The sequence below is a fragment of the Novosphingobium sp. GW821-FHT09E05 genome (assembly GCF_059416165.1).
On record NZ_JBWKOQ010000004.1, the window covers coordinates 47160 to 72300 of the forward strand.

At 67.2% G+C, this 25141-nt stretch carries 18 protein-coding genes; 12 read left to right on the forward strand and 6 right to left on the reverse strand.

The window, feature by feature from the left end; translation table 11 throughout:
- Window positions 1-69: 69 nt before the first annotated feature.
- Together AC07M9_RS16375 and AC07M9_RS16380 are read right to left on the reverse strand one after the other, a co-directional pair.
- Window positions 70-1263, reverse strand: a complete 1194-nt coding sequence (locus AC07M9_RS16375) for an MFS transporter (protein WP_494885124.1) — start codon at window positions 1261-1263, stop codon at window positions 70-72.
- A 108-nt stretch (window positions 1264-1371) separates the two neighbouring features.
- On the reverse strand, window positions 1372-2079 hold the full coding sequence (locus AC07M9_RS16380; protein ID WP_494885126.1) for a TetR/AcrR family transcriptional regulator: 708 nt from the start codon (window positions 2077-2079) through the stop codon (window positions 1372-1374).
- Between the two features lie 214 nt (window positions 2080-2293).
- Here AC07M9_RS16380 and AC07M9_RS16385 point away from each other — a divergent pair, with 214 nt between their 5' ends.
- The 6 genes from AC07M9_RS16385 (at window position 2294) to AC07M9_RS16410 (ending at window position 8796) form a co-directional block, all read left to right on the forward strand.
- Window positions 2294-3508 (forward strand): CaiB/BaiF CoA transferase family protein, encoded by a 1215-nt coding sequence (locus AC07M9_RS16385; RefSeq protein ID WP_494885128.1) that lies wholly within the window; start codon window positions 2294-2296, stop codon window positions 3506-3508.
- Entirely contained in the window at window positions 3508-4737 is a 1230-nt protein-coding gene (locus AC07M9_RS16390; RefSeq protein WP_494885130.1) for a thiolase family protein, read from the forward strand. The genes AC07M9_RS16385 and AC07M9_RS16390 overlap by 1 nt, the downstream gene beginning before the upstream one ends.
- A gap of 1 nt (window position 4738) precedes the next feature.
- The gene (locus tag AC07M9_RS16395; protein ID WP_494885132.1) at window positions 4739-5191 is read left to right on the forward strand and encodes a Zn-ribbon domain-containing OB-fold protein; all 453 of its coding nucleotides are present in this window, start codon (window positions 4739-4741) and stop codon (window positions 5189-5191) included.
- A 4-nt stretch (window positions 5192-5195) separates the two neighbouring features.
- Window positions 5196-6383 (forward strand): amidohydrolase family protein, encoded by a 1188-nt coding sequence (locus AC07M9_RS16400; RefSeq protein ID WP_494885134.1) that lies wholly within the window; start codon window positions 5196-5198, stop codon window positions 6381-6383.
- Window positions 6384-6396: 13 nt separating this feature from the next.
- Entirely contained in the window at window positions 6397-7401 is a 1005-nt protein-coding gene (locus tag AC07M9_RS16405; RefSeq protein ID WP_494885136.1) for a phytanoyl-CoA dioxygenase family protein, read from the forward strand.
- An 84-nt stretch (window positions 7402-7485) separates the two neighbouring features.
- Entirely contained in the window at window positions 7486-8796 is a 1311-nt protein-coding gene (locus AC07M9_RS16410) for an LLM class flavin-dependent oxidoreductase (protein ID WP_494885137.1), read from the forward strand.
- A 104-nt stretch (window positions 8797-8900) separates the two neighbouring features.
- Here the strand turns inward: AC07M9_RS16410 and AC07M9_RS16415 are convergent, their stop codons facing one another.
- Window positions 8901-11768 (reverse strand): TonB-dependent receptor, encoded by a 2868-nt coding sequence (locus tag AC07M9_RS16415; RefSeq protein ID WP_494885139.1) that lies wholly within the window; start codon window positions 11766-11768, stop codon window positions 8901-8903.
- Between the two features lie 179 nt (window positions 11769-11947).
- Here AC07M9_RS16415 and agaR point away from each other — a divergent pair, with 179 nt between their 5' ends.
- A complete protein-coding gene (agaR, locus tag AC07M9_RS16420) occupies window positions 11948-12727 on the forward strand; it encodes a transcriptional repressor AgaR (RefSeq protein ID WP_494885140.1) in 780 nt (259 codons plus the stop codon).
- Between the two features lie 45 nt (window positions 12728-12772).
- Here the strand turns inward: agaR and AC07M9_RS16425 are convergent, their stop codons facing one another.
- Window positions 12773-13882 carry an amidohydrolase family protein gene (locus tag AC07M9_RS16425; RefSeq protein WP_494885142.1) on the reverse strand — a complete coding sequence of 370 codons (1110 nt, stop codon included), beginning with the start codon at window positions 13880-13882 and terminating at the stop codon, window positions 12773-12775.
- A gap of 143 nt (window positions 13883-14025) precedes the next feature.
- On the opposite strand from AC07M9_RS16425, the gene AC07M9_RS16430 reads away from it, so the two are divergent.
- From AC07M9_RS16430 to AC07M9_RS16450, 5 genes are all read left to right on the forward strand, one after another.
- The gene (locus AC07M9_RS16430; RefSeq protein WP_494885144.1) at window positions 14026-16119 is read left to right on the forward strand and encodes a glycoside hydrolase family 36 protein; all 2094 of its coding nucleotides are present in this window, start codon (window positions 14026-14028) and stop codon (window positions 16117-16119) included.
- Window positions 16116-17036, forward strand: coding sequence for an EamA family transporter (locus tag AC07M9_RS16435; protein WP_494885146.1), 921 nt, complete (start codon window positions 16116-16118; stop codon window positions 17034-17036). The genes AC07M9_RS16430 and AC07M9_RS16435 overlap by 4 nt, the downstream gene beginning before the upstream one ends.
- A gap of 72 nt (window positions 17037-17108) precedes the next feature.
- On the forward strand, window positions 17109-18392 hold the full coding sequence (locus tag AC07M9_RS16440; protein WP_494885148.1) for a D-tagatose-bisphosphate aldolase, class II, non-catalytic subunit: 1284 nt from the start codon (window positions 17109-17111) through the stop codon (window positions 18390-18392).
- Window positions 18385-19512: an SIS domain-containing protein gene (locus AC07M9_RS16445; RefSeq protein WP_494885150.1), complete on the forward strand. Its 1128-nt coding sequence runs from the start codon at window positions 18385-18387 to the stop codon at window positions 19510-19512. Before AC07M9_RS16440 ends, AC07M9_RS16445 begins: the two co-directional genes overlap by 8 nt.
- Window positions 19509-20453 carry an N-acetylglucosamine kinase gene (locus AC07M9_RS16450; protein ID WP_494885152.1) on the forward strand — a complete coding sequence of 315 codons (945 nt, stop codon included), beginning with the start codon at window positions 19509-19511 and terminating at the stop codon, window positions 20451-20453. The genes AC07M9_RS16445 and AC07M9_RS16450 overlap by 4 nt, the downstream gene beginning before the upstream one ends.
- A 49-nt stretch (window positions 20454-20502) precedes the next feature.
- On the opposite strand, the gene AC07M9_RS16455 is transcribed toward AC07M9_RS16450, so the two are convergent.
- Both AC07M9_RS16455 and AC07M9_RS16460 read right to left on the reverse strand, forming a co-directional pair.
- Window positions 20503-21954, reverse strand: coding sequence for an efflux transporter outer membrane subunit (locus AC07M9_RS16455; protein WP_494885153.1), 1452 nt, complete (start codon window positions 21952-21954; stop codon window positions 20503-20505).
- A 2-nt stretch (window positions 21955-21956) separates the two neighbouring features.
- Window positions 21957-25139 carry an efflux RND transporter permease subunit gene (locus AC07M9_RS16460; RefSeq protein ID WP_494885154.1) on the reverse strand — a complete coding sequence of 1061 codons (3183 nt, stop codon included), beginning with the start codon at window positions 25137-25139 and terminating at the stop codon, window positions 21957-21959.
- Window positions 25140-25141 lie beyond the last annotated feature (2 nt).

Here is a 25141-nt window from a genome sequence, read left to right on the forward strand (position 1 = left end):
CCTGCATCACGGGAAAAGCAAAAGGGCTCCGCCATCGCGGAGCCCTTTTTTTGTCGTGACGATCCGGGGTCAGCGTCGCTGTTGCAGGTAGCGCCAGCCGGTGACGATCAGGCAACCGAATGCAAGCCCGGACGCCGCGTACAGCGTTCCGGCAGCGCCGTACCTGCGCGCCAGCGGCTCCACGAGCGCGACGGCGATCGGCGCCGACAGGAAGTGGGCCGCCTTGACGATGCCGGCGGCGCGGCCCTGGTGGACGGGGGCCACGTGCGACGACAGCGCGGTCATCAGGTTGGGGACGAACCAGCCGATGCCCAGGCCGTAGATCAGCAGGCCGGCGATGACCGCCGCCACGCTTTCGGCGAAGGCCGCGACGAACAGCCCGGCGGCGGCGGTCGCAAAGCTGAAGGCGAAGGCCGCATGCGCGGACACATGGGCGCGGGCGCGGCCATAGAGCATCGCCATCATGGCGCCGGCCAGCGAATCGGCGGTCAGGACCAGCGCGATCGTCGAAGGACGGATCAGGCCCTTTTCGCGAAGCAGGAAAGGCACCTGCACGCTGGGCATGAGGGCCAGGGTGCCGATCGCGAATGCCAGCAGGAGATAGCGGAACGGGAACCATTTCGGCAGGACGCCGCGCGCCTTGTCGGTGGCGTCGCCGCCGGTCGCGGCCGGCACGGTGTGGCGCAGTCGCAGGGCCGCGGGGATCAGCACCAGCCCGAGCGCGTAGAGCGCGAAGGGAAGCCGCCAGCTGACCTCGCCGAGCGCGCCCGCGATCGGGTGCGCGAAGATCGCCGTCAGCATGGCGACGGAGATATGCAGCCCCATCCACCGGGCGCGTGCGACGCCTTCCAGCCGCGTGTTGATGAGCGTGATGCAGGCCACCTGGATCGCCGCCGCGCTCACCCCGACGAACAGCCGCGAGACCAGCAGCGAATGCAGATCGGCAAGATAGAGGCCGGCGGTGCCTGCCAGCGCGTAAAGGATCGCCGCCGTGATCAGGACCCGCCGGATGCCGAAGCGGTCGATCACGAAGCCGACAGTCGACGCGCCTACGACCATTGCCAGCGCCACGGCGCCGACCAGCTGCTTGACCAGCATGTGGTCCCCGGGCGCGCGGGCCAGCGCCTGGTCGATCTGCGGGAGGACCGACGCGATCGCCATGAGCGCCAGCGACGCGATCAGGCCGCCGACCAGGATCACGATCTTCGTGCCGGTGTCGAGCGCCTCCGACGTATTCAACAATCCATCGTCCGACGCTGCCATTGTCATCCTCCGTGGCCATCTTGAATGACGATGGCTCATGGAGGGGAGCCTAACAGCGGCGGATTAACTGAACAAGCGTTTGGTATGTTTTACCGTCACGCGCCCCGGTCACGCGCCGGTCGGCCCCGCATAACTGTCCGGCCAGGGGACGGGCGCGGTGATGCGGGCCGGCAGGCGCACCACGCGCAGGACGTAGTTCACGTAGAAGGCGCTCAGTTCGCTGAGCGAGAGGATGCCCGCGGCATCGATCGTGGCCGGATCGTCGTGCAGATACCAGTCGGCGCCGGTATTGAGCATGCGGATCATCGTCGAAAGCGTCAGGAAGACGTTGATGTCCTTGCTGAAATAGCCCTCCGCCATGCCCTGCTCGAGCAGGTTCCGCCAGACCAGGTAGTGTTCCCGGCGGCCCTTGACGACGTAGGCGAGGTCGGGATTGCCCCTGAAATAGGCGCGCTCCTGGTGCAGGATGGCGTGGACCTCCTGGTTTTCAGTGAGTTCCTCCACGTCGAAGAAGATCAGCGCGACGAGCTTCGTTTCCGGGTCGGCATCGCGGCGCTGGATTTCCTCCGCGCCGTCGCGAAGCCGCTGCACCGCGTCGCGCACCGCCTCGTGGAGCATCTCCTCCTTGTTCGCGAAGTGATAGTACAGGCTCCCCGCGAGGAGGCCGACATCGTCGGCGATCTGGCGCACCGTGGTCGATTCGAAACCGGAGGCCGCGAAGCGGCGCCGCGCGGCGTCGAGAATGCGCTGCCGCCGCGCGCCGCCCTTGTCGGTCGGCGGACTGGACGATGCGTCTTTCCGGATCTTGGCGCTCATGAACCGCCTCCGCGATGGCACGCGGGAGCGCAGCGGTGGGGGGAGGGGTAAGCCGGGAACATCATCATGAGGCTGCTTCTATAGGACGCGCGCCGTCCGGGCCAAGCGTTCTGTTCGCAGCGAGGCCCGGGCCAAGAAATCGCTTGCTTCAAAAATCAAACAAGCGTTAGAATGCCTCGCATAACAATCATGGTCGTGGGCCAAGAGGAGCGGGATGAACGAGGTATTTTCCGGGGTTCGGGTGATCGAACTGGCGCAGTTCGTATTCGTGCCCGCCGCCGGCGCATTGCTGGCCGATCACGGTGCCGAGGTCATCCACGTCGAGACGGTGGAAAGCGGGGATCCCTATCGCTCGCTCAAGATCGGCGACGGCCGCGAGACGGGCTCGGCCAATCTCTCGCTGGAGCAGAACAACCGCGGCAAGAAATCGATCGCGATCGACCTCAAGACCGAAGCAGGCCGCGACGTCCTGCTGCGCCTGATCGATACCGCTGATGTATTCCTGACCAGCCTTCGCCCCAAGGCGATCAAGGCGCTGCGCCTGACGCCGGAGGATCTTCAGGCGCGCAATCCCAGGCTGATCTACGTGCGCGGCAACGGGTTCGGCTTCAAGGGCGCCGAAGTCGACAAGGCCGGCTACGACGCCACCGCCTTCTGGGCGCGGGGCGGTTTCGCGCATGCGCTGCGCCCCCAGGGCATGATCGAGCCGCTCAAGCCGCGCCCGGCGCTCGGCGATCACCTGGGCGGGGTATCGGTGGCCTACGGGATCGCCGGAGCCCTGTTCAAGCGCGCGATGACCGGAGAGGCGGCGGTCGTCGACGTGTCGCTGCTGTCGACGGCGGTGTGGGCGTTGTCCGCCGATATCGTGGTGAGCCAGACCCAGTCGCCCGAACAGCACGCCCATGTCGGCAATCCGATGCGGGCGCCGCTGCGCTATCCATACAGGACCGCCGACGACCGCTTCATCCAGCTGATGTTTCTCGATCCCGAGCGCTACTGGCCGGCGCTGTGCCATAACATCGGCCGCGCCGACCTGCTGCAGGACACCCGCTTCGCCACCAACCGGGCGCGGGCGGAAAACGGTCCGATACTGATCGAGGAGCTTCAGGCGACGATCGGCTCGCGCGACTGGGCCGAGTGGAAGCCCGTGTTCGATGCCTGGGACGCGCCGTGGGAACTGGTGCGCACCATCCACGACGTCGCGGTCGACCCGCAGGTGGAGGCCAACGGCCTGCTGTTCGAGATCGCCGTGCAGGACGGTACCCGGGTGAAGCTTGCGGCCGGACCCGTCGGCTTCGATGGCCGCTATTCGCCCGCATCGCCGACGCGCGCCCCGTTGCTGGGCGAACATACCGAGGAACTGCTCGGCGAAGTCGGCTTCTCGCGCGATGAAATCGGCGCCATGTCGCAGCGCTCCGTGGTGCGCTGATGTCCGAGTTCAACTCCGGTCCGATGCCCAAGGCCGACGCGGTATTCGCCCGCAAGGCGGCGATCGTCGGCATCGGGGAAACCGATCATCTCGCGCTCTATCGGGCGTCGCGCGAGAAGGCGCCCGGTTTCGAGCCGGCGACGGCCGAGGGCCTCGCATTGACGGCGTTTGAACGGGCGCTTGGCGATGCCGGGCTGGAGCGGGCGGACATCGACGGGCTTTCGGTCTCGCTGATCTACGGCGGGCCGACCCCGGACGAGCTTGCCACGCAGCTGGGCATCGACCCGAAGTACCGCGTCACCGCATCCGGCCTGATGGCGGGCCCGCTGCCGATGGCCTGCGCGGCGATCGCGGAAGGCAGGGCGGATACCGTCGCGATGGTCTACGCGGCCGCCTCGCGTTCCATCGGGCGTCAATACGGGGGCAAGACCTATTCGGGCGACCAGGCGGCCTCGGGCACGCCGACGTCGTACTACTATTACCATCCGTGGGGGTGGAGCAGCCAGGCGGCGCACTGGGCACTGGTTGCCCAGCGCTACCTGGGCCTGCACGGCTACGACGAGGCGGACCTGGGCGCGGTGGCGATCCAGCTGCGCGCGAATGCGGCCGCCAATCCGCAGGCGATCATGACCGCGCCGATGGCGACCGCGGACTATCTCGCCTCGCGGTACATTGTGCGGCCCTTGCGCCTGTTCGACATGTGCCTCGTCAATGACGGCGCGGTGTGCCTGATCGTCCAGCGCGCCGACAAGGCGCGGGACCGCGCCAGGCCCGCCGTCGAAGTTGCGGGCTGGGGGGAATCGAGGGCGCGGGGCAGCAAGCTCGAGGCGCTGGTGCGCGACCGGCTCGCCCCGCAGCTGAAGGACGCGGGTGCGCAGGCGCTCGGGATGGCCGGGCTGGACCGCTCCGCCATCGGCCATTTCGAAGGTTACGACCCGGCCTCGATCCACCTCGTCAACCAGGTCGAGGGTTATGGCTTCCTCGCGCCGGGCGAAGGCCTGCGCGCCTTTCGTGTCGGCGAGATGGCGGTGGGTGGCCGGCTGCCGGTCAACGCCGCGGGCGGGATGATGTCGGGCACCTACATGCACGGCTGGAACCTCGTCACCGAGGCGGTGCGCCAGCTGCGCCACGAGGCGGGCGACCGGCAGATCGCCGGGCTGGAGGCGTCGATGGTCTCGGTTGCGCAGACCGACATGGCCCATCCGCTGATCCTGACGCGGGCCGCCTGACATGACGCAAAAACGACCCGACCGTACGCTCGGCCACGGCAACGACACCTTCTGGGAATGGTGCGACCGGCAGGAACTCCACCTGCCGCGCTGCACCGATTGCCGGACGCTGGCCTGGCCGATCGAGGCCACCTGCACGACCTGCGGCGGCGAGGGCTTCGAATGGGAGCGGCTTTCCGGACGCGGCACCGTCGCGAGCTGGTGCACGTTCGAGCGCGATTACTACCAGGGGCAATTCCCGATGCCGTGGGACTGCATCCTCGTCGAGCTCGAGGAAGGTCCGCTGTTCATCGCCAATCCCGCCGGGATGACCGGGCGCGACATGCGCCTGGGACTGCCGGTACGCGCCGCCTTCCTCGATTGCGAGGACGGCAACGGACCTTTCAAGCTGCCGGTCTTCACGGCCGACGAGACCGCCCCCGGCCAGCCCGAACCCGTCAATCCAAGGAGTTGATGCCATGACCATCCTGGAAAAGATCGATGCCAACCGCGAGATCGAGGCGGCACCGCGCGTCGCCGACTACGTCGTCGATGCCGACGTCCACGTCACCCCGCCGCCGCAGATGTGGAAGGAGTACCTCTCGCCGCAGTTCCGCGACCTGGCCCCTACCGTCGAGACCGTGGACGACATCGACTACATCGTCTTCGAAGGCCAGCGCCGGCAGGTTCACCTGATGCAGAGCCAGGCCGGCCGCAAGACCGATGAATACAAGAACGTCGGCAAATTCTCCGACATGCGGCTGGGCGGCTGGCAGGCCGAAAAGCGCATCGAGGACATGGACCGCGACGGCATGGACAAGGCGGTGCTGTTCGGCGGCGGCCCGCTGCAGACCGGCAACCTCGACCTCTTCTTCGACAGCTTCGATGCGTTCAACCGCTGGCAGTCGGACTTCTGCGCTCACGATCCCAAGCGTCTGTTCTCGGCCGCGTTCCTGCCCACCGTCGACGTGCCGACCACGGTGCGCATGATGCACGAGGCCAAGGCGCGGGGCGACGTGGCGGTGAATATCCCGGCTTTCCCGCAGTCGATCAAGAACTTCACCAAGATGAGTTCGATCTGGCAGGCGATGACCGGCGATGTGGCAGGCGAGCGGCAGTATCGCGATCCCGAGTTCGATCCGATCTGGGCGACGGCGCAGGATCTGGACCTGGCGATCACCTTCCACCTCGGCGCGCGCATTTCGCGCTACAAGGACAAGACCAACTTCCTGCCCGATATCCCGATGGGCAAGACGGCGATGCTCGAAGTGGTCTCGATCATGCTCTACGGCGGCGTCTTCGACCGCTTTCCGAAGCTGCGGATCGGCCTGATCGAGAGCGGCGTGGGCTGGATCCCGTGGGCCTGCGAATACATGGACCGCACCTGGGAGATGCAGCGCCACTGGACCGAATGCGACATCAAGCATCCGCCCAGCCATTACTTCGACCAGAACGTCTATGCGTCGTTCATCTCGGACCGCATCGGCATCGAGCTGCGCGACAAGCCCGGTTGCCGCAACATCATGTGGTCGTCGGACTATCCCCACTCGGAAACGACCTTCCCGCACAGCCATGCCGTGATCGCGGACAACTTCCGCGACGTGCCCAAGGCCGAGCGCGACTGGATCATCGCCGGCTGCGCGGAGAAGTTCTTTGGACTTGGATGAGGCGAAGGCGCCGATGACGATAGACCAGCTTCCCGATTCCGTCCCGCTTCTCGCGGACCCCGAGGCATTGCGGCAGAGATGGCGCGAGGACGGCGTCCTGTTCTTCAGGGACGTCATCGATCGGTCCGCCATCGCGAAAGTCCGTGAGGAATATCTCGCGCGCCTGAAGGATCTCAACGTCGTGGACCGCGCGGCGGGCGGGTCGCAATGGAATGGCAACGACCGGGTGGACGGCACTCTCGCTCGGCCGATCGCGGACGACGTGTGGCGCACCCTCGTGGCCGAGCCTTCGTTCGACGCGCTGGTCCGCATCTTCCTGGGCGAGCCGCCGACGTGGGTGCCGATCGTCGTCCACCGCACGGCGCCCCCGCTGGCGCCGGGAGCAAGCGCGGAGACGTTCGGAGCGCGCCACCAGGACGGCATCTACAACTACGGGATCGATTTCGTCACCTGCTGGGTGCCGCTTATGGACATCGACGACGAGGTCGGCGGGCTCGCGGTGGTGCCGGGCTCGCACAAGGCCAGCCTCTATCCGCCCGACGTGTTCAAGGACCCGAACAAGCGGGTCGGCATTCCGGCAGGCGCGATCCCCGACTCCGCCTGGCGCCGCCCGGACTACAAGGCGGGCGACGTGCTCATGTTCCACAGCATGACGGCGCATGCCGGGCTGCCCAACCGGTCGGACCGGCTGCGCCTGTCGATGGACATCCGCTTCCTTCCCGCGTCGGCGGCGCCGTTCGTCGGGCGGGTAGTGACGGCGGACGACGCAAAGGTGTCGCTGCGGACCGAAGCGGGCGAGGAGATGGCTTTCGTGATCGACGAGAAGACGATCGTGCGCGGGCCGAAGGGGCATCCCGTAACCGGGGAGGACCGCGCGGGCATACTGTTCGCGGGCGCCGAGGTCATCGTCATGCCGGACGATCGCGGCCATGCGATCCTCATTCGCTCGTCGTCCCGGAAATACGTCGACCTGCCGGCCACCTGGTATGAAACCCTGCCGGCCAACTGGGTGCGGTGACCGCGCCGCCTGCCGGCCCCCGCCCGCAGGCCACATTGAAGACATGGAGGATGTTCAAAGCGTATGGCTCACGATCAAAGACAAATGAAGCTCGGGGCCTTTTGCGGCGGCAGCTACCATCAGGCCGGCTGGCGGCACCCGAAGGCCGACACCGGATTCAGCCCCAGCATCGCAAGCTGGGTGGAACTGGCGCGCAAGCTGGAGGCGGCGAAGTTCGACATGATCTTCGTCGCCGATACCGCATCGCCCAGCAATGCGGAAAATCCAGACGTCTTCCGCTACCTCAGCGGCGGTGACAATCTGGAGCCGATGACCCTGCTGTCGGCGATTTCGCAGCACACCACGCATCTGGGTCTGGCAGGCACGATCGCGACCTCGTATCGCCCACCTTACGACGTAGCGCGCGAAGTGCTCTCGCTCGACGTGATCAGCGGCGGCCGGGTCGGCTGGAACATCGTGACCGGCCTCTCGCCCGACGACGCGGCGCAATATGCCGACCAGACCTTCGTGCCCCAGCAGGAGCGATACGCGCGGGGCGAGGAGTTCGTCGACGTGGTTCTCAAGCTGTGGGCCGGGCTGGAACCGGGCGCCTACCCGCGCGACAAGGAAGGCGGCATCTACAAGGACATCGACAAGGTCCGCATGATCGACCACGTCGGCAAGTATTACCGCGTGCGCGGGCCGCTCAAGGGGGTCGCCTCGGTGCAGGAGCGGCCGCTGCTGATCCAGGCGGGCCAGTCTCCCGAAGGGCGCGCCATGGCCTCGCGCGTGGCCGAGGCCATCTTCACCGCGCAATCGACCTTCGAGCAGGCCAAGGCGTTCCGGGACGACATCCGCGCGCGCGCGGTTGCCTGGGGCCGCGACCCCGATCACGTCAAGATCATGCCGGGCGCGCTGGTCGTCCTCGGTGAAAGCCGGCAGGAGGCCGAAGACAAATGGGCCGAACTCGAAGGCCTGATCGATCTTCGCGCCGCGATGGCGTCGCTGCAGCTCGCCTTGAAATCCTATGACCTGAGCGGCCACGATCTCGACGCGCCGTTCCCCGATGTCCCGCCCGAATCGGTGGTCAGCCGCGGGCGCCACCATGTCGAAGCGGCCAAGAAGGAAGGGCTGACGCTCCGCCAGGTGCTGATCCGGTCGTCCGCGTCCAATGCGCACTCGCTGCTGCTTGGAACGGTGAAGGACGTGGCGGACCACCTCCAGCACTGGTTCGAGGAAGGCGCATGCGATGGTTTCAATTTCATGCCCGCGATCAACACGGTGTCCTTCGACGAACTGATCCAGAAGGTCGTGCCCGAACTGCAGCGTCGCGGCCTGTTCCGGACCGAGTATGAAGGCCGGACGCTCCGCGAGAACCTCGGAATCCCGGCGGCACCGCTTCCGTTTTCGAATTGAGGGCGGCCGCAAAGGGGGCAGTCACGGTGCAGGGCGGTCTGTGCCTGGCTCCCCGCCTCTGGTCATGAGAACCGGCAGACCCCCTGCCGCCGCCTTCCGCAAGCTCAGAGGCGGCCGCGCACGCCCAGGAAGTACGAGCGGCCGGAGTATTCGTAGAAGTTCGGCACGTTGCGCAGATTGTTGAAGCGCTTGACCGCCGAGCCGAGCAGGTTCGAGCCTTGCACGTAGACAGAGATGTTGTCGGTCACGTCGTAGGACAGGCTGGCGGACATCTCGTGATAGCCGTCCTCCTTCACCTCGAGGTAGCTGAGGTTGCCCGACTGCGCGTAGGTATAGCGCGACTGGTAGCTGTATGAGACCTGCGCGCCGATGCCGTGGTTCTCGTAGAACAGCTTGGCGTTGGCGGAGAAGGGGATGGCGCCGGGCAGGTCGGTGGTCACCTCGCCCGACTTCGCGCGCGAGTGGTTGTAGGTCAGGTTCGCCTGGATGCCGAACCCGTTGTCGAGGAAGTACTGCCCGCCCACTTCGAGGCCGTAGACCTTGGCGCTGTCGCCGTTGACGACCTGATACTCGACGAAGGGGAAGGCCTGCTGCTGGTTGGCGGGCTGGTTGGTCGGCGTGACGAGCACGTCCACCGGCACGTTCGAGACGAAGTTGGTGATGCGCTTGTAGAACGCCGCCGCCGTCAGGGCGAGGCGGTTGGTCGGGTAATATTCGAGGCTGACGTCGAACTGGTCCGCCTCGGTCGGCTTCAGGTTCGGGTTGCCCGCGTCGTAGATGATGTAGGTGCCCGACTGGGCCGAAGTCGCGTCCTTGGCCGGCGACAGTTCGCCGAAGGTCGGGCGCGAGATCGCCTGCGACGCGGCGAGGCGGACGCGCAGTCCGTCGGTGATGTCGTAGGAGAAGTTGGCGGCGGGCAGCAGCCGCAGATAGTCGCCGCCGCCATTGATCGGCTCGACCGCGTTGAAGTCCACGTCGTTGTCCTGAGTGCCCGCGCGCGGAATGATGCGCGCGATGCTGGCGCCGTAGCCCACGGACGAGACCTTGGTGGCGACGAGGCGCGCCCCGATGTCCGCGCGCCACCTGTCACCCTCGAGGTTGAACATGACGTAGCCCGCCCAGGTCCGCTCCTTGATGCGGTAGGAGGCGATGAGGTCGTCCTCGATGACCTGCGTCGAATAGCCCGCCGGGTAAGGCGACAGAGCGCATCCCGGGATCTGCGCGCCGGTATCGTCGGCGCAGCTGTTGGGATCGAGGATGGCGGGATTGTTGTCCGCGCGCGACAGGGCGGCGAGGTAGGTGTCGATGTCGAAGGAGGGGAAGCGGCGCGGGAAGTTCCCGTTCAGCTTGCCCAGGATGCTCTCCTTGCCGGGTTGCACCACGTCCGCGCCCAGTTCTCCGAAGGTGAAGGGATAGCCGCAGTAGTTGCACGAGGAGGTGTACTGGTTGTCGATCGTGGCAACGGTCTTCTTGCGGTCGGTCCAGGCGACGCCGAAGGTGATCGACTTGAACATGTCGGAGCCGACTTCGTACTCGCCGTCGAACTTCAGGCCCTGCGTGCGGTCCTCGATGTTCTGGCCCTGGATGCCGATGTAGTGGGCGCGGAAATCGTCGTTGGTCGCGTCCGCCAGGCTGCGCCCGCCGGGGATGGTGATGGCGAGGTCGGGCAGGCCGCCATCGCGCGTCGCGAACTCTGCCGAGGCGCCCGTGATGCCGGCGACGACGAAGCGGTTCTGGCCGCCGGTGTTGTCGCGCGCCTTGCCGTAGTAGCCGTCGAACACGAGCTTGAGGCGGTCGACCGGTTTCCAGTCGATATGGCCGCCGAACTGGTAAGTCTGGCTCTTGCGCGGCTCGTCGGTGGTGAGCACTTCGGCGACGAGGTCGTTCATCGAGAATCCGGTGACGACGTTGTTCTCGTCGACCTGGATCGATGCGGGGTCCCAGCGCAGCGAGCCGTCGTCGCCCAGCGGGTTGAGGTAGTTCGACGAGCGGTAGTTGTGCTGCTTCACGTCGAAGCGGCTGTAGATGCCGTCCACGGTCAGCTCGAAGGCGTCCGAAGGCTTCCACTGGAACGATCCGGCCGAGCCGATGCGCTCGCGCTGGCCGGTGACGTAGCCGGTGCTGTAGTAGTCGGGCCAGATGTAGGCCGGGCCGTTCTCGTCGGGATCGACGGAGCCGTCGCGGTTGAAGTCCACGCCGTAGGCGGCCTCGGTGCCGTCGGTGATCGAGTATTCGCCGAGGTTGTCGGTGCGGAATTTGTACTTGTTGTAGCTCACGCCGAACATCAGCCCCATCGTATCGTCGGCGAAGGTGGTGCTGACGACGCCGCTGACCTTGTAGCCGCCCTTGTCCGCAAGGTCGTTGTATTGGCCCTCCATCGCCGCCGAGGCGTGGAGGCCGGGACGGTCGAGCGGGCGCGCGGTGGTCAGGTTGACGTTGCCGCCGATGCTGCCTTCCAGTTCGGAGGCGCGGACGGCCTTCTGCACTTCGGCGCCCGAGATGATCTCGGAAGGGAGGACGTCGAAGGCGAAGGAGCGGTCCGGCCCGTCGGTCGGCAGGATCCGGCCGTTGAGGGTGGTGATGGCGAAGTTCTCGCCCAGGCCGCGGATGGTGATCGCCTTGCCTTCGCCGCGCCCGTCGCGCCCCACGGTGACTCCGGGGATGTTGGCGAGCGCTTCGGCGACGTTGCGGTTGGGGAACTTGCCGAGTTCCTCGGCGGAGATGGCATCGACGATGGTGTCGGCGTCGCGCTTGGCCTGGATCGAGCGGAGCAGGCTGCCGCGCACGCCGCGTACGACGATGTCGGCGGGAGCGACGTCGGTGTCGCCGGGCTGGTCGGTGAGGACTGCGTCGGGCTGGGGGCCGGCGGTGGTCGGCTTGGCCTCCTGTGCCGAGGCCGCAGACGCCGAGAGCAATGCCATGCCGCTGACGCCGGCGAGCACCACGAAGCGCAGGTTGGTTCGTCCCGTCATGTTCCAGTTCCCCTTATGACAGCGCCCGAGTCCACAAAGCCCTGATGGCACGGCGCGATATATTGCGATTTGGTAACTTGGATGAAGTCGGACTGTCAAACAGAAATGAAACGAAACCTATCTTCTCGTTTGTCCCTGAGGATTCGCGCTGTTATGCAATCCTTCTTAGGAGAAGCTTGATGGTCGTTACCCGGGACACCAGCCGCAGGAGGCAGGAGATCAGCACGCTCGTGCGCGAACGTGGAAGCGTGCAGGTGACCTCGCTGGCCGAGCGCTACGGCGTCTCGATGCAGACGATTCGCAAGGACCTGCATTTCCTGACCAAAAAGGGCATCGCCGAGCGCTCCTACGGAGGTGCGATCTCGGCCGATGTGGTGAATGTCGTCGCCGAGCCACCGCTCGAAACCAAGCGTGCGACCAACATCGACGAGAAGGCGCGGATCGGCGCGCTGGCGGCGGCGATGGTCAGGCCGGGCGACTCGGTGGTGCTCGATTCGGGCACCACGACGCTGCAGATCGCGCACCACCTGCCCGACGACGAGGATATCACCGTCCTCACCAACGACCTCGACATCCTCTGCGCGCTGGCCCGCAAGGAGCGCATCCGCGTCGTCATGCTCGGCGGCACGCTGCGCCGCCGGAACCGCGCGTTCTACGGCGCGCAGACCGAAAGCGCGCTCAGCGACCTGCACGTCGACAAGCTGTTCCTCGGCGTCGACGGCTTCGACGTGGAACGCGGCATCACGACGCACTTCGAGCCCGAGGCCATGCTCAACCGAAAGATGGCGAAGGCCGCGCGGCAGGTCATCGCCGTGACCGACCGCTCGAAGTTCGGCAAGGTCTGCCTCCACCGCATCCTCAACGTGGACGAAATCGACGATCTGGTCACGGACGCGGTGGAAGCCGACGGGATGCAGGCAGCCGCCGACCGGCTGGGTTTTCGCCTGCACATCGCGTGACGCTGGAGTGCCGCTAGGTGCGGCCTATGTGCGTCTAGGTGTCATTCAGGATCCGAGCCGGAAAAAGGCCCTCGCGTTCTTCCAGTAGATCTTGTCGATCACCGCGCGCGGCAGGTTGAGCCCCACGGCATCGGCATCGATCGCATCGACCCGCTGGGCCAGCGGCGTCGCCAGATAGCGCCAGTCCGCGCGCCACACTGCGTCCGCTTCCTTCGCGAAATCCCCTGTAGCCGGCGGATTCTGAGCGCGGGCTGCGGGATCGGGCGGGCTGTCGGTGAGGTCGGTGCCGTAGAGAATACGGTCCTGATAACGCACGAAGAACGCGCGGATCTTGGGCCGATCGGCGTTCGACTGGACCTGCAGGTTCGACATGCGCGCCGCCAGATCGACCACCGCGTTGGGGTGCGCATCGAGGAAGCGGGCGAGTTCGTCCACGCTCCATTCCAGGCTTGCCATGTGCGCGCCGTCGAAACGAAGCCCCGGATGCCGCGCCACGAAGCGGTCGCGCGCGGCCATCAGCGCCTCGTAGCTGGGCTCCTCCGGGTGGAGATACATGTAGTATTCCGGGTGCTCGCGGAAATAGGAGCGGTCGTTCTCGGTCGTCATCCGGTCGAGCGGAAGCCAGCAGTTTTTGGGCTCGGCCTGGTGCGCGATGAGCGGTATCCTGCGCTCCTCGAGGTGGGCCATGAGCCCGTCGAAGCGCGGGTCATCGAGGAACACACGCTTTCCCTCAGCGTCGCGGGCGACCATGCCGATGTTCTTCCACACCTTCACCCCGACCGCGCCGCGCGCAACCGCGTCGTCGATCGTGCGCTCGGTGCGGGCGGTCCAGTCCGGCGCGCCGAACCCCTGCATGGAGAAGGTCGTCGCGAAGTGGAAGCGCTTCGGATCGGCCTTGCGCATGGCCTCGGCGATCCGCGCCTGATCGGCCAGGGCCGGGAAATCCGGGTAGTCGACGTTGATCGAAAGCACTTCGAACCCGTCGCGCCGCGCGACTTCCAGGAAGCGTGGATCATCGACGTTGGCGTGGACGTGCGCGTCGAACTTGGCGACTTTCGGAAAGTCCGCCTCGGTATACGATGCCTCGCGGGCAGGCGCCGCGCCGATCGTCAGCGCCGCTCCGGCGAGCAGCAGGGCCTTGGCCACCCATCGCATTTCACTTCTCCCATCACGCGAAAACGAAAGAAAACGCATCTATAAATTGCGTTTTTGGTTTGCATGGGCCCATCGCCTCGTGCAAGTTCTTTGTGAAAGCGGGTTCCGGTTCACGGGGCGCCAGGTTCGTCAGGAGGGAAGCGATGTCATCCAGCCCCGTCACTCGCCGCGCCGTACTGTGCCGGTTGATGGCCAGCGGCGCGCTGTTCGTCGCGCCCGCATTGACGGATCGCGTCTGGGCCGCCGCCCCCGCCGGACCGCGCCTTACCGATGGTACCCTGACCATCGAGTTCGACTCCGCCATGCGCTCGCGCCTGCTTTATAAGGGCAGGGCGATCACAGACCCTGCCGCCGCCGAGGCGCTGATCCTCGCGGATGGCCCGGCGGTCGACCGCTTCGTCCTGCTCGACCACGAGACGTCCACGGTGTCCGGCCCGCACGGCTCCGGCCGCCGCCACCTTCTGCGCGGCACGGCGGGCAGCGCGTTCGAGCAGCAGATCGCCATCACTTTCCTCGACCATTATCCCGGCCTCGCGCTCTACGAAGTGCGTTTCCGCAACACCGGCACGGCGCCGCACGCCATCGCCGGCTGGCGGCTCGCGACCCACGGCCTGCAAGGCCATCCCGATGGCGCATGGAGCTTCGCGGGTGCGTCTTATCCCGACCGGCGCGACTGGATTCAGAAAGTCGCGCCCGGCTTCGAGCAGCGCAACTTCATGGGCATGAACGGCTCGGACTACGGCGGCGGCACGCCGGTCGCGGTGGTGTGGAGGCCCGACGTGGGGCTGGCGGTCGGCCATGTCGAGACGGTGCCGCGCCTCGTCTCGCTGCCGGTCTCGGCGCAGCCCGGCGGCACCCGTATCGGCCTGTCGGGCGACGAGGCGAGCGTGCTCGCCCCCGGCGCCACGCTCACCCTGCCGACCGCCTTCGTGATGGTGCACGAGGGCGACCACTTCCGCCCGCTCGACGCCTATCGCCAGATCATGGCCGAGCGCGGGCTTGCGGCGCCGAGGATACCGCAGTCGAGCTACGGCCCGATCTGGTGCGCCTGGGGATACGAGCGCAAGTTCACGCCCGAGCAGATCTACGGCACGCTGCCCAAGGCGCGCGAACTCGGCTTCGAATGGGCGGTGATCGACGACGGCTGGCAGATCGCCGAGGGCGACTGGCGCGTCGATCGCACGCGCTTCCCGCGCGGGGACGCTGACATGAAAGCCTTCGCCGACCGCATCAAGGCCGATGGCATGCGCCCGCGCCTGTGGCTGGCGCCGCTGGCGGTGGACCCCGGCACGCCGCTGCTGCGCGAGCAGCCCGACATCCTCATTCTCGACCGCCACGGCGCCGCGCAGAACGTCAGCTGGTGGAACGCCTTCACGATGTGCCCGGCTTACCAGCCCACCGTGGACTATTTCCGCGCGCTCGTCCGCAAGATCATCGGCGAATGGGGGTTCGAGGGGCTTAAGCTCGATGGGCAGCACCTCAACGGCGTGGCGCCCTGCTACAACCCGGCCCATAACCATGCCCGGCCCGAGGAATCCTACGAGAAGCTGCAGGACTTCTGGAAGGCGATCTACGACGAGGCCGTGGCGATCAACCCCGAGGCCATCGTGGAAATCTGCCCCTGCGGCGACAGCTTCGCGTTCCACAACATCCCGGCGATGAACAACACGCCTGCCTCCGACCCCACCTCCGCGTGGCAGGTCAGGCTCAAGGGCAAGACGTTCAAGGCGCTGATGGGCCCCTCGGCGCCGTACTCGGGCGACCATGTGGAACTGACCGAAACCCGCGATGATTTCGCCTCGACTTACGGTATCGGCGCCATTCCCTCGACCAAGTTCACCTGGCCGGAGGACACCCCGACGCCCACCGATCCACTGCCGCCCGGCGGCTTCAGGCTGACGGCGGAAAAGGAGGCGGTCTGGCGCAAGTGGATCGACCTGTACCGCGCGAACATGCTGGCGCAGGCCACCTACCTCGGCGGCCTCTACGACATCGGGTTCGACAAGCCCGAGGCGCACGCGATCGAGAAGGACGGCGTCCTCCACTACGCCTTCTTCGCGGACAAGTGGAACGGTCCGGTCAGCCTGCGCGGGCTGGGCAAGGGGCGCTATACATTGGTCGATGGCTTTAGCGGTGCGGCGCTGGGAACGGCAACGCAGGCGAGTGCGGGCATCTCCGCGAAGTTCGAGCGGTTCCTGCTCGTCCGGGCCACGCCGGTACAGGGAGGCGCGGCGTGAGCGCCGTGGTCGCACCTTCGGGCCGGGCCTGGCTCGTCAACGCGCTCGCCACCGTCGTGCTCTGGGGGGTGTGGGGCGCGTTGTCCGGGCTCTCCCCGCAGCATGGGTTCCCCGAGACGCTGGTCTACTGCGTCTGGGCGCTGACGATGATCCCGCCGGCGCTGGTGGTGCTGGCGCAGGCGGGCTGGAAGCTCGACCGCTCGCCGCGCGCGATCGCCTATGGACTGGCGATCGGGCTGCTCGGCGCGGGCGGGCAGATGGTGCTGTTCTATGCCGTGGCGCGCGGTCCGGCGTACCTCATCTTCCCGATCATCTCGCTCTCCCCGGTCATCACCATCGCCATGTCGTTCGTGCTCATGCGCGAGCGGACGGGGCGGCTCGGGGCGCTGGGGATCGTACTGGCACTGCTGGCGCTCCCCACCTTCGACTTCGCCCCGGCGGGCGGCGGCGTGGCATCGGCGGCGTGGCTGGTTCCCGCGCTGGTGGTGATGGCGTGCTGGGGCGTGCAGGCCTACTTCATGAAGGCGGCTAACCACGTCACCTCGGCCGAGAGCATCTTCGTCTACATGATGCTCTCCGGGCTGGTGCTGATCCCGGTGGCCTGGGCGATGACCGACTTCTCGAAGCCGGTGAACTGGGGGCTCGACGGGCCGTGGCTCGCCGCCGTGATCCAAGTCCTGAATGCGATCGGCGCGCTGACGCTGGTGTTCGCGTTCCGCTACGGCAAGGCGATCATCGTGGCGCCCCTGGCCAACGCGGGCGCGCCGCTGGCGACCGCGCTGCTGTCGCTGGCGGTGCTCGGCGTGGTGCCGGGGCCGCTCAAGGCGCTCGGCATCGGACTTGCGCTGGTGGCCTCGCTGCTTCTCGCCATCGAGCCCGACGCGCAGGACGAGGACGTCGAAGTGAAGGTCGCGTAGTTTCGTTTCATTTCGATTTATTGCGTTTAATTTGGTTTCGCGATAACGACGGAAACGACAAAGGAGCTTCCCGTGAAAGCGATTCGAGACATCGTGCAGCGGCACAAGGCGGGTGAGCGGATCGGGGTCACCTCCGTCTGCTGCGCGCATCCGCTGGCGATCGAGGCGGCGCTGCGCCATGCGCTGCGGACCGGCCAGAGCGTCGCGCTGGTCGAAGCGACCTGCAACCAGGTCAACCAGGAGGGCGGCTACACCGGCATGCAGCCCGCCGACTACCGCGACTTCGTGCGCGCCATCGCCGGGCGTGTCGGCTTCCTGCCGGACCGCCTCGTGCTGGGCGGCGACCATCTCGGCCCCAACCCGTGGGCCGCGCTGCCCGCCGCCGAAGCCATGGACCGCGCGGAGACGATGGTGATGGCCTATGTCCGTGCCGGTTTCAGCAAGATCCACCTCGACTGCTCGATGAGCTGCGCCGACGATCCGGTCCCGCTGCCCGAACGCACCATCGCCGAGCGCGCCGCCCGCCTGTGCAAGGCCGCGGAGGATGCGTTCGAGGGATCGGCGGATGACGCACCCGTCTACGTCATCGGCACCGAAGTCCCGGTCCCCGGCGGCGCGGCCGAAGACCTCGACGAGCTGGCGGTCACCGACCCGGCCGCCGCGCTTGCCACGATCGACATGCATCGCGACCTTTTCCGCGACGCTGGCCTCGGCGATGCGTGGGAGCGCGTGATCGCCACCGTGGTCCAGCCCGGCGTCGAGTTCGATCACGACAAGGTCGTCGACTACCGCCCAGACCGCGCCGCGCAGCTCAGCCGCGCGATCGAGCCGCTGGAGGGCATCGTCTTCGAGGCCCACTCCACCGACTACCAGACCGCCGAGGCGCTCTCCGCGCTGGTCCGCGATCACTTCGCGATCCTCAAGGTCGGCCCCGGCGTCACCTTCGCGCTGCGCGAGGCGCTCTGGGCGCTCGACGCGATCGAGGCCGAGACCGTCGAGCCCGAACGCCGCGCCAACCTGCGCGCAGTCGCGCTCGAACGCATGCGGGCCGAGCCCGGCAACTGGCGCAAGTATTACCACGGTGAGGGCCAGGCGCTGGAATTCCAGCTGGAATACAGCCTCTCCGACCGCATCCGCTACTACTGGCCCGATGCCGAAATCGTCGCCGCGCAGGAGCGCCTCTTCGACAACCTGCGCGAGGCGCCGCTGCCCCTGGCGCTGGTGAGCCAGTACCTCCCGCTGGCCTACGCCGAAGTGCGCGCCGGCCGCGCCGGGCTCGATCCCGCCGACCTGGTGATGGCGCATATCGGCGCCACCCTCGATGCCTACCATGGAGCTTGTAACCCCGATGCCTGACACCCCGCCGGTCCCCGCAAGCCCGGACGCCGAGCCCTGGACCCGCCGCGAGATCGCCCAGCAGCCCGTGACTTTGCGTCAGACGCAGGCCCTCCTCGCTGCGGACAAGGCCGCGATCGAGGCGTTTGTCGCGCCGCTGCTTGCCCGCCCTGACCTGCGCGTCGTCCTGACCGGCGCCGGCACCTCCGCGTTCATCGGCGAGTGCCTGGCGCCGTGGCTGTCGCGCGAACTCGGCCGCAACGTCGAGGCCATCGCGACGACCGACATCGTCAGCGCGCCTGCATTTCACCTGCGCCGCGAAGCGCCGACGCTGCTCGTCTCGTTCGGCCGCTCGGGCAGCAGCCCCGAAAGCGTCGCCGCCGCCGATCTCGTGGACGCGCGGGTCGATGAAGCCTTCCACCTCATCATCACCTGCAATGCCGAGGGTGAACTCGGTCAGCGCAGCGGCGACAATATCCATGTCGTCGTGCTGCCCGAAGCGACGCACGACCGCGGTTTCGCGATGACCTCCAGCTTCAGCGCGATGATGTTCGCCGCGCTGTCGATTCTCAGTGGCATCGACGCGCTGGACACCCGGATCGAGTGCATCACCGCATCGGTGGAGGCGACGCTGGCGAGCGCGGAGCCGGTGGTGGCGGAGCTTGCGGCGCGCGGCTTCAAGCGCGTGGTCTACCTCGGCAGCGGCGTGTTCAAGGGTCTGGCGCGCGAGGCGGCGCTCAAGCTGATGGAACTGAGCGACGGCGCCGTGGTCACCGCGTTCGACACGCCGCTCGGCTTCCGGCATGGTCCCAAGACCATCATCAACGCCGAGACGCTCGCCGTGGTCTTCGTCTCCAATGATCCGCTGACCCGCCTCTACGACCTCGATATCGTCGAGGAACTGCGCGCGGACGACAAGGCCGGGGCGATCTGTGTTATCTCCGCCGGGGCGGACAAGGGCGCCGTCGTCGCTGTCTCTGGAATGACCAATGCGGCCGACGCCGACCTGCTGTTCCCCTTCATCGTCCCGGCGCAGCTGTTCGGTCTCCACGTCTCGCTGGCTCTCGGCCTCACGCCCGACCGCCCCAACGCGAGCGGCACCGTCAACCGCGTGGTGCAGGGCGTGCGGATCCACGCATGACCGGAGGCCAGGTCTTCCTCGGCATCGACGGCGGCGGCACCAAGACCGAGTTCGTCTGCATCGACGCCGCCGGCACCGTGACCGCCCGCGCCGTCACCGGGACGACGTATCACCTGCAGGTCGGGCTCGAGGAAGCGGTGCACCGTCTGGAACAGGGCATCGCAGCCGTCTGCGCCGATCTCGGGATAACGCCGGAGGCGATCGACCGTGCCTTCATCGGCCTGCCCGCTTACGGCGAGGACGGCGTAGCCGATCCGCAGCTCAACGCCGCCTGCGGCCGCCTGCTGGGGCACGGCCGCTACCTGTGCGGCAACGACATGATCTGCGGCTGGGCCGGTTCACTCGGCTGCGAGGACGGGATCAACATCGTCGCGGGCACCGGCTCGATCGGCTACGGAGAGCGCGATGGCCTGTCCGCGCGCGTCGGTGGGTGGGGCGAGGTGTTCGGGGACGAAGGCTCGGCCTACTGGATCGCGGTACGGGGTCTGGCCCTGTTCTCGCGCATGAGCGACGGGCGGGCGCCCAGGGGCCTGCTGCACGGGCAGCTCATGGAGGCGCTCTCACTGAAAACCGACCTCGAACTATGCGAGCGCACGATGGGCCCGCAGGCGATGGCCCGCAGCGAGATCGCGGGACTGGCGCGTGTGGTATCCAAGGCGGCGGCGGATGGCGACGCCGGCGCCTTGACTATTCTAAATGCAGCGGCCGATGAATTGGCAATGCTCGCCTGCGCCTTGCGTGACCGCCTCGGCTTCGCGCCCGACCGGCCGGTGGAGATATCCTGGTCGGGCAGCGTGCTGGCTCAGGAGCCGCTGGTGCGTGACAGGTTCCTCGCGGCATTGTCCGGCCGGCGGTTCACGTTCGTCGAACCGCGCTTCGAGCCCGGCCACGGCGCGGCGCTTTATGCGCGCAAGCTGTCGCGGCGCGCCCGCGTCGGCTGATCCGTCTGCGGCGCCGCTCACCGCCGCCACCCGAAGCCCGTTGCCCAGCCTAGCTGGCCGGCGTGCTTCCGTCTTCGAGCCCTCCGCCGAGCGAGCGGTACAGTTCCACAAGGTTGCCCGCCTGGGTCAGGCGCGTGCTGACCAGTTGCTGCTCGGCGGCATAGGCCGTCCGCTGGGCGTCCAGGCTGGTGAGGAACGAGTCCACCCCCGCCCGGAACCGGGCGTCCGAAAGCTTTGCCGCTACCTGCGCCGATTGCGCACGGCTGCTCTGGGCGCGGACCTGGTCGCCGATCTTGCCGCGCTGGGCGAGGGCGTCCGAGACTTCGCGGAAAGCCGTCTGGATCGCCTTTTCATACGTGGCGACGGCTACCTGCTGCGACGCCTTGGCGTATTCGAGGTTGCCGGTGCGGTTCCCGAAATCGAACAGCGGCAGCGAAACGCTGGGCGCGGCCGTGTAGTTGTAGCTCCCGTCCTTGAAGAGACCGGAGAGCGCGGTGCTCAGCGTGCCGAGCGTGCCCGTGAGCGAGATCGTCGGGAAGAACGCGGCGCGCGCGGCGCCGATGTTGGCGTTCTCGGCGATCAGCTGGTGCTCGGCCTGGAGCACGTCGGGGCGGCGCAGCAGCACGTCGGACGAGACGTCGGACGGCAATGCGTCACGTGTCGCGGGTTCGGCGGGGAGGCCGGCGGGCAGCTGGTCCTGCGGCACCGTGGTTCCGACCAGCAGGTTGAGGGCGTTCTGGTCAAGCGCCACCGTCGTTTCCAGCGCGGCGATGTCGCTCACCGCACTCTGGTAGTTGGTGTCGGCCTGGCGGGCCTCCAGTTCGGAGCCGATGCCCACGCGGAACTGCTCGCGGGTGAGACGCAGGGTTTCCTCGAAGGTGCCCAGTGTCACGCGCGAAAGACGCAGCTGTTCCTGGTCGGCGGCCATGGTCATCCAGGCGGTGGCAATCTCGGCGATCAGGCTGATGCGGGCAGAGCGCTGAGCCTCCTCGCTGGCGAAATACTGCTCCTGCGCGGCGCGTGACAGGTTGCGCACGCGGCCGAACAGGTCGAGTTCGAAGGACGAGAGGCCGATCGTGGCCTGGTAGATCTCGATGTCCGACGCGCCGGCGCTCGCCCCGACGCCGGTGCCGGCGCCCGAGACGGCGCTCGCCGCGTTGTTGGTATAGGTCGCGGTGCCGCCGGCACTGATCGTGGGGAGCAGGGCCGAGCGCTGGACGCGGTACTGCGCGCGCGCCTGAAGCACGTTGCCGGCGGCGATGCGCAGGTCGCGGTTGTTGGCAAGGCCCGTCTCGATGACCTGGCGCAGGCGGGGATCGAGGAAGAAGTCGCGCCAGCCTATCCGCGACACGTCGACAGCATCGGTCGGCGCGGCGGGGTAGACGCCGCCCTGCGGCAGCGTCACCGGGATGGCGCCGCCGGGGCGTTCGTATTTGGGCGCAAGGTTGCAACCCGTCAGCATGGCGGCACCGGCAAGCAGGGTGATGAGCGGCTTGTTCATGGTCAAAGTCCCCGCGGCGCGGCGCCGTCGTCGGTATGGTCGTGCGCGTCGTCGCGGCGTTCGGTGCTGTCGGTCTGGCCGTGTTTGAACAAGCGGCTGATGACGACGAAGAACATCGGCACGAAGAAGATCGCGAAAATGGTCGCGGACAGCATGCCGCCCACCACCGCGCGGCCGATCGCATTTTGGCCACCGGCACCGGCGCCCGACGAGACCGCCAGTGGCATCACGCCGAACACGAAGGCGAGGCTGGTCATGAGGATCGGGCGGAGGCGGAGGCGGGCCGCCTCCATCGCCGCGTCGAAGGCGTTCATGCCCGCCTGCACGCGCTCCTCGGCGAACTCCACGATCAGGATCGCGTTCTTGGCGGAGACGCCGATCGTGGTGATGAGGCCCACCTGCAGGTAGATGTCGTTGTTGAGCCCAGTGATCCACGCGGCGAAGACCGCACCGATGACGCCCAGCGGCACCACCAGCATGACCGCGATCGGCACCGACCAGCTCTCATAGAGTGCGGCGAGGCAGAGGAACACGACCACCAGAGACAGGGCATAGACCGCAGGCGCCTGGCCGCCACTCAGGCGTTCCTCATAGGACAGGCCGGTCCATTCGAGCCCGGTGCCCGGCGGCAGCTTGCCATGCATCTCGGTGATCGCCTCCATGGCGCCGCCGGTGCTCAGCCCTTCGCCGGGAGCGCCCTGGAGCTGCATCGCGGGCTGGCCGTTGTAGCGCGACAGGATGACCGGCGCAGTCTTCCAAGACAGCGTCGAGAAGGCGCTGAACGGTGCCATCTGGCCGCTGCTGCTGCGGACATAGAAGTTCTCGATCGCCTCGGGCGACGAGCGATAGGCCTCGTCCGCCTGGAGGAAGACGCGCTTGGTGCGGCCCCGGTCGAGGAAGTCGTTGACATAGGCGCTGCCCCAGGCGGTGGAAATCTCGGAGTTGATCGCGCTGATGTCGAGGCCGAGGGCGCCCGCCTTGTCCTGGTCGATCTTGACGTCGAGCTGCGGCGCGTCGTCGAGGCTGATCGGCCGGACCTGAGCCACGCGCTTGTCGCCTGCCGCCATGCCGAGCAGCTGGTTGCGCGCGGCGAGCAGCTTGTCGTGGCCCATGTTGGTCTCGTCGACCAGCCACATGTCGAAACCGGTCGCGTTGCCGAGTTCCTGCACCGCAGGCGGCACGACCGCGAAGATCATCGCGTCGCGGTATTTCGAGAACACGCCCATGGCCCGGCCCACCAGTGCGGGAGCGCGGCTTTCCGCGCCACTGCGTTCCGCCCAGTCCTTGAGCTTGATGAAAGCGATACCGGCGTTCTGGCCCTGCCCGGAGAAGGAGAAGCCGTTGATCGTGAAGATCGATTCGACGTTGGCCTTCTCGTCCTCGAGGAAGTGGTCGCGCACCACGTCCAGCGCCTTCTGGGTGCGGGGCAGGGTGCCCCCGGTCGGGCCCTGGACGATGGCGAACATCATCCCCTGATCCTCCTCGGGCAGGAAGCCTCCGGGCAGGCGGGTGAAGATCGTCGCCATGGCGGCCACGATCAGCAGGTAGACGAGACCCGAACGCTTCCACCCCGTCGCCGTGCGCCGGACACCGCCCTGGTACTTCTCGGTGCCGCGATCGAACTTGTCGTTGAACCAGCGGAAGAAGCGCGCAAACAGGCCGTTGCCCTGGCCCTGTTGCGGGTCATGGGGCTTGAGGATCGTGGCGCAGAGCGCCGGCGTCAGGATCAACGCGACCAGCACCGAAAGCGCCATCGAGGACACGATGGTGATCGAGAACTGGCGGTAGATCACGCCCGTCGATCCGCCGAAGAACGCCATCGGCAGGAACACCGCGGACAGCACCATGCCGATGCCGATCAGCGCGCCGCTGATCTCGTCCATGGATTTCCGCGCCGCTTCCTTGGGCGAGAGATGCTCGTCCTGGATCAGGCGCTCGACGTTCTCGACGACGACGATGGCATCGTCAACCAGGAGGCCGATCGCCAGCACCATGCCGAACAAGGTCAAGGTGTTGATCGAGTACCCCAGCACCGACATCACGCCGAAGGTGCCCAGCAAGACGACCGGCACCGCGATCGTCGGGATGATCGTCGCGCGCCAGTTCTGGAGGAACAGGAACATGACGAGGAAGACGAGGACGATGGCCTCGATCAGCGTGTGGATCACCTGCTCGACCGAAAGGCGGACGAACGGGGTGGAGTCGTAAGGGAAGGCGACCTTGACGTCCTGCGGGAAGTTCTTGGCGATCCGCTGGACCGTGGCCTTGACCTCGTCGACCGTGTCGAGCGCATTGGCACCCGACGCCAGCCTGACGCCGAATCCGGAGGCGTTCTTGCCGTTGAAGGCCGTCTCGAAGCCGTAGTTCTCGGCGCCGAGCTCGACGCGGGCCACGTCGCGCAGGCGCACGACGGCGCCGGCCTCGGTGGTGCGCAGGCGGATGTTGCCGAATTCTTCCGGCGTCTGCAGGCGCGACTGGACCGATACCGTGGCGTTGAGCGCCTGTTCCTTCGACGCCGGCAGCTGGCCGATCTGGCCGGCCGAAACCTGGGCATTCTGCGCCGTGACGGCAGCGCTCACGTCGGAGATGGTGAGGTTGTAGCTGCGCAGTTTAAGCGGGTCGATCCAGATGCGCATCGCATACTGGGTGCCGAAGATCTGCAGTTCGCCGACGCCGTTGACGCGGCTGACGGGGTCCTGGAGCTGGCTGACGATGTAGTCCGAAAGGTCGGTGGCCGAGTGGCTGCCGTCCTCGGAATAGACGGCCGTGACCAGTAGGAAGCTCGCCGCCGACTTGGCGACGGTCACGCCCTGGCGCTGGACTTCCTGCGGCAGCAGCGAGGTCGCCGCCTGCAGCTTGTTCTGCACCTGGACCTGGGCGATGTCGGGATCGGTGCCCTGCTCGAAGGTAAGGGTGATCGTGACGTTACCCGCCGACGAGGACGACGACGAGAAGTAGCGCAGGTTGTCGATGCCCTTGAGCTGCTGCTCGATGATCTGCGTGGTTGTGCGCTCAAGCGTCTCGGCGTCGGCGCCGGGGTAGTTGGCGCTGATGGTGACGGTCGGCGGCGCGATCTCGGGGAACTGCGAGATCGGCAGGCTGCGGATGGCGATGGCGCCGGCCATCATCAGGACGATGGCGATCACCCATGCGAAGATGGGCCTGTCGATGAAATAACGTGCCATGT